Source organism: Defluviitoga sp. (assembly GCF_035349255.1).
Taxonomy (GTDB): Bacteria; Thermotogota; Thermotogae; order Petrotogales; family Petrotogaceae; genus Defluviitoga.
The window spans coordinates 1-4,811 of the sequence record NZ_DAOPSE010000063.1; the positions used below are offsets into that span (position 1 = coordinate 1).

At 30.3% G+C, this 4,811-nt stretch carries 3 protein-coding genes; all 3 read right to left on the bottom strand.

Annotated elements, in window-relative coordinates; genetic code table 11:
- Nucleotides 1-60 precede the first annotated feature (60 nt).
- Entirely contained in the window at nt 61-1,158 is a 1,098-nt protein-coding gene (gene prfB / locus PKN74_RS07895; protein ID WP_472310258.1) for a peptide chain release factor 2, read from the bottom strand.
- A gap of 76 nt (nt 1,159-1,234) precedes the next feature.
- Entirely contained in the window at nt 1,235-3,703 is a 2,469-nt protein-coding gene (secA, locus tag PKN74_RS07900; RefSeq protein WP_472310260.1) for a preprotein translocase subunit SecA, read from the bottom strand.
- A 38-nt stretch (nt 3,704-3,741) separates the two neighbouring features.
- Nucleotides 3,742-4,811 (bottom strand): hypothetical protein (locus PKN74_RS07905; protein WP_472310262.1); only part of this gene is annotated, 1,070 nt, incomplete at its 5' end.

Here is a 4,811-nt window from a genome sequence, read left to right on the forward strand (position 1 = left end):
TTATACACCTCTCTTGTTACAATTAATAATGAATTTTAAATAAACTTAAAGTAAATTTTATTAGATTTTAGCAAAATATAACAATTCTGCTTCTATGAAATCGTCTATTTCTCCATCTAAAACTGCCTCTGCATTTGATGTTTCATGGTTTGTTCTATGATCCTTAACAAGTGTGTATGGATAAAGTACATAAGATCTAATTTGGTTCCCCCAAGAAATATCTTTTACTTCACCCATAAGTTTCATTTTTTCTTCTAACTTTTTTTGTTGTTCTAAATCATACAATTTAGCTTTAAGAATTTTAAGAGCATTTGCCTTGTTTTGATGTTGTGATCTTTCACTTTGGACAGCAACAACTATACCTGTTGGTATATGAGTAATTCGTACTGCAGAATCGGTTTTGTTAACGTGCTGTCCTCCAGCGCCACCTGACCTATAGGTATCTATTCTTAAATCATCAGGCTTTAATTCTATTTCAATATCATCGTCTATTTCTGGTACAACAGATACAGATGCAAATGATGTATGTCTTCTTCCATTAGCATCAAACGGTGAAATTCTAACTAATCTATGAACCCCTTTTTCATATTTTAATTTACCGTATACATATAAACCATCTATTTTAATAGTGGCACTTTTTATTCCTGCTTCTTCACCATCTTGATAATCTAGCATCTCAATCTCATAACCATTTTTTTCAGCCCATCTTATATACATTCTTAAAAGCATAGATGCCCAATCTTGAGATTCAGTTCCTCCAGCACCTGGATGAATAGTTAAAAAGGCATTGGCATGGTCATATTTTCCTGAAAGTAGCATTTTTAATTGGAATTCATCAACTTTCTTTTCAATAACTTGTAAAATTTCATCAACTTGTTCCATCATTGTAGAGTCTTCCTCAGATAGCTCTATAGCTACATCTAAATCTTCAAATATAGATTCAAGTTTTTTAAAATCTTCTATTTCATCTTTTAGATTTTGGGCTTTTTTCGAAACTTTTTGAGCTTTCTCTAAATCATTCCAAAATTCTGGTTGTGCCATTATGTTATCTAATTCTTTAACTTCCTGTTGCTTTTTTTCTAAATTAAATACTTTTTTCAAGTCTTCAAATTTCTCTTTCAGCTCATCTATCTTTACTTTTACTTCATATTCTATCATTTAATCACCTCATAAACTCATTTACCTATAAAGAACCGCAAAACAAATGTATGTGAAACCCTTTTGAATTTAAACTTTATTTCTTAACTTTGTATCTTTTTCTTATTTTATTTCCTGAAAAATTACTTTCTTTCTCTTTAGATTTACCATCCTTGCCATCAATAGCAGACATATCATTGTGTATAAAACTAAGGTTTGAATAAGCCTTCATGGCTTCTTTTTCTTCTTTTTCGGGGATAACCCTTACAATTCTCATTAAATAATTAATTATATCATCATAAATACTATCAACCATTTTATCAAATAGTATATAAGATTCTCTCTTGAATTCCATAACAGGGTCTTTTTGACCATAAGACCTTAAATTCACTGATTCTTTAAGCGCCTCTATTGAATCAAGATGGTGTCTCCATTTATCATCTATTATTCTCAACATAACAAATTTTGCAACTTTATTGAAATCTTCTCCAAATTCCTCTTTTTTCTCAGAATATCTTCTCCAGAAAAGATTGAAAACTTCTTCTTTTATCTCTTCTGTATTATCTCCCTTCAAATCAGCTATAATTAAATATTGTTTTAACTTTTGAGATAATACCGCTTTATCAATTTTTTCTTCACTTTCGTTCCAGCATGCATCTACTAATCTATCTACAACATCTGCAATTATTTCTTTCATATGTTCATCATAGTTACCTTGCTCTAATATCCAGTCTCTATGATTGTATATAACAGTTCTTTGTTTATCCATCACTGAATCGAACTCATATAATCTTTTTCTTATAGAAAAATGTATACCTTCAACTTTTTTCTGTGAGTCCTGTATAATATGGGTCAACATTTTGTGTTCTATAGGTTGACCATCTTCAATTTTTAGTGTATTCATCATATTTTTCATCCTGTCTCCACCAAATAATCTTAACAAATCATCTTCAAAAGACAGAATGAATCTAGATTCTCCAGGGTCTCCTTGCCTTCCTGCCCTTCCAATTAACTGATTGTCTATTCTTCTGCTTTCGTGTCTTTCAGTTCCAAGTACAAAAAGCCCGCCTAGTTCTGTGACTCCTTCTCCTAATTTTATATCAGTTCCTCTTCCTGCCATATTTGTAGCAATAGTAACTGCATGCTTTTGACCTGCCTTAGCAATTATTTCTGCTTCTCTTTCATGGTATTTAGCGTTTAATACCTCGTGAGGTATCCCTCTTTTTTTCAGCATTTCACTTAAAAGTTCACTGTTTTCAATAGAGGTTGTTCCAACTAGTACAGGTTGTCCCTTTTCGTATCTCTTAACTATCTCATCTACAATCGCCTTATATTTTTCTTCTTTTGTTTTATAAATTAAATCATTTTTATCTTCACGAATAACGGGTTCGTTGGTGGGAATAACTACAACCTCTGTGTTATAAATTGACTTAAACTCGTCTTCCTCAGTTTTAGCAGTTCCTGTCATTCCTGCCAATTTTTCATACATCCTGAAATAATTTTGGAAGGTTATTGTAGCAAAAGTCATGCTTTCTTCTTTTATTTTTACTCCTTCTTTTGCCTCAATAGCTTGGTGCAACCCTTCTGAATACCTTCTTCCCGGAAGTAATCTACCGGTAAATTCATCAACGATGATAATTTCGCCGTCTTGAATAATGTAATCTCTATCTTTTTTGAAGAAATTTAACGCTTTTAATGCGTTAAGTAAATGAAATAGATATTGAATGTTGTTGGGATCATACAAGTTATCAATTGACAACATCCTTTCAGCCTTTGAAATACCTTCTTCTGTTAAAGCAATTGTTTTTTGCTTTTCATCTATTGTATAATCTTTATCGGGTATAAACTTCCTAGCTTGACTTGCAAATCTTCTGTACAAATCAGAAGGTGTATCTGCAGGTCCAGATATTATTAAAGGGGTTCTTGCTTCGTCAATTAATATTGAATCTGCTTCGTCGACAATTGCATAAAAATGACCTCTTTGTACCTTATCTGATTTATCATATACAAGGTTGTCTCTTAGATAATCAAATCCAAATTCATTAGCAGTTCCATAGGTTACATTAGCCTGATATGCTTTTTTTCTATCCTCTGGTTTCATATTTGCTTGAATGAAACCTACTGTCAATCCTAAAAATTCGTACACCGGACCCATCCACTTAGCATCTCTTTTTGCTAAATAATCGTTGTGTGTAGCAAGGTGTACATTTTTTCCTGTTAATGCATTCAAATAAATGGGTAGTGTCGCAACAAGTGTTTTACCTTCTCCTGTTTTCATTTCTGTTATTTTTCCTTCATGTAACGCAATTCCACCCATAATTTGTACGTCAAAGTGTCTCATATTTAATATTCTTCTTGAAGCCTCCCTAACAACTGCAAAAGCCTCTGGAAGAATATCATCTAAACTCTCACCGTTATTTATTCTCTTTTTGAACTCTTCAGTTTTTCCCGCTAGTTCATTGTCACTTAAAGACATCATTTCTTTTTCAAACTCATTCACAGTGTTGGTAATCTTTTCATACTTTTTAAGTAAACTTTTATTTTTGTCAAGAAATCCGAATAACATCAATGTATCACCTCGTCTTCACTCCATTTTGAATATATCTATCTAGTCTTTATTTTAATTATATAATTGTTGTTTTTTTCAAATTCCTGTCTCACAATAAAACTGTCCAAAGAGGCATAAAAATTGTTCGATAAATATTGTGATAAATTTAAAACAAAAAAATTACATAACTTTTCTTTTTCATCCACTATTTTATAATAAGAAGTATTTTTTAAAAGTGGTAATTGTGAAAAATATTTGTTAACTTTTTTAGGTTCAACGTTTGAAAAAATAAATTCATCGTCTGATATATATAAATAAACTAAGTTTCCATTGGTTTCACTACTAAAAAGATAAAATAGATAATGTCCTATCTCACCTTTTTGTAGATTTCTATCAAGGGCAAATTTGACTATTTTTTCTTTATCTAAAGGTGTTTGAAAGAATAAAAACAACTCTTCATTAGTTATCCCTCGTGAAGTAACTACTACAAACTCTTCTTTTTCGATTATTTCGTTGATAAAGTGCAATGATTCTTCAGTTTCTTTGTCTAATGGTAGCATAAATTTATTAAAATATGAAACAAATGAACTTTTGTCTATCAATTCCATCTCTATTGCTTCACCAAAAATAACTTTATTCTCTAATTGAGATAGATTAAAGAATTTTTTGCTATTTCCATAATTATTAGACTCAAATGTAATTACTAAAGTTCTATCCTCAACTGAAACATAAAAATCCCAATCTTCATTTTTATTATAAATATTTTTCGTACTTCCGGTTAACAGGTATTTTTCATCGATATCAACAATATCAGGTTCCATGTTTAAAAAAATCCCACTGTCGTTTTTTATTACCCTATAACTTTTATCTTCTAACTTATATAAAACATCTGTCAGTTTAGTGGCTCCAAAAACTTTTGTGAATATTTGATCAAAAACTTCATATTCTGTAGAATATATAGCTATTTTTTCTGCATCAATAGTAAGCTTATATAACAAATTAAAATAATTTGGATTAAGTATATCATTTATACTGTAATCTTTTTTAGGATAAAAAACAATAGATGAGTTAAGAAATCTTTGGATACTATCTTCTTCAACATCTAAAATTAATTTATAGAATTCTT

What these genes read in the sequence shown, in the direction of transcription:
- prfB (WP_472310258.1), bottom strand. Translation starts at nt 1,158, where the DNA reads ATGATAGAATATGAAGTAAAAGTAAAGATAGATGAGCTGAAAGAGAAA.
- secA (WP_472310260.1), bottom strand. Translation starts at nt 3,703, where the DNA reads ATGTTATTCGGATTTCTTGACAAAAATAAAAGTTTACTTAAAAAGTAT.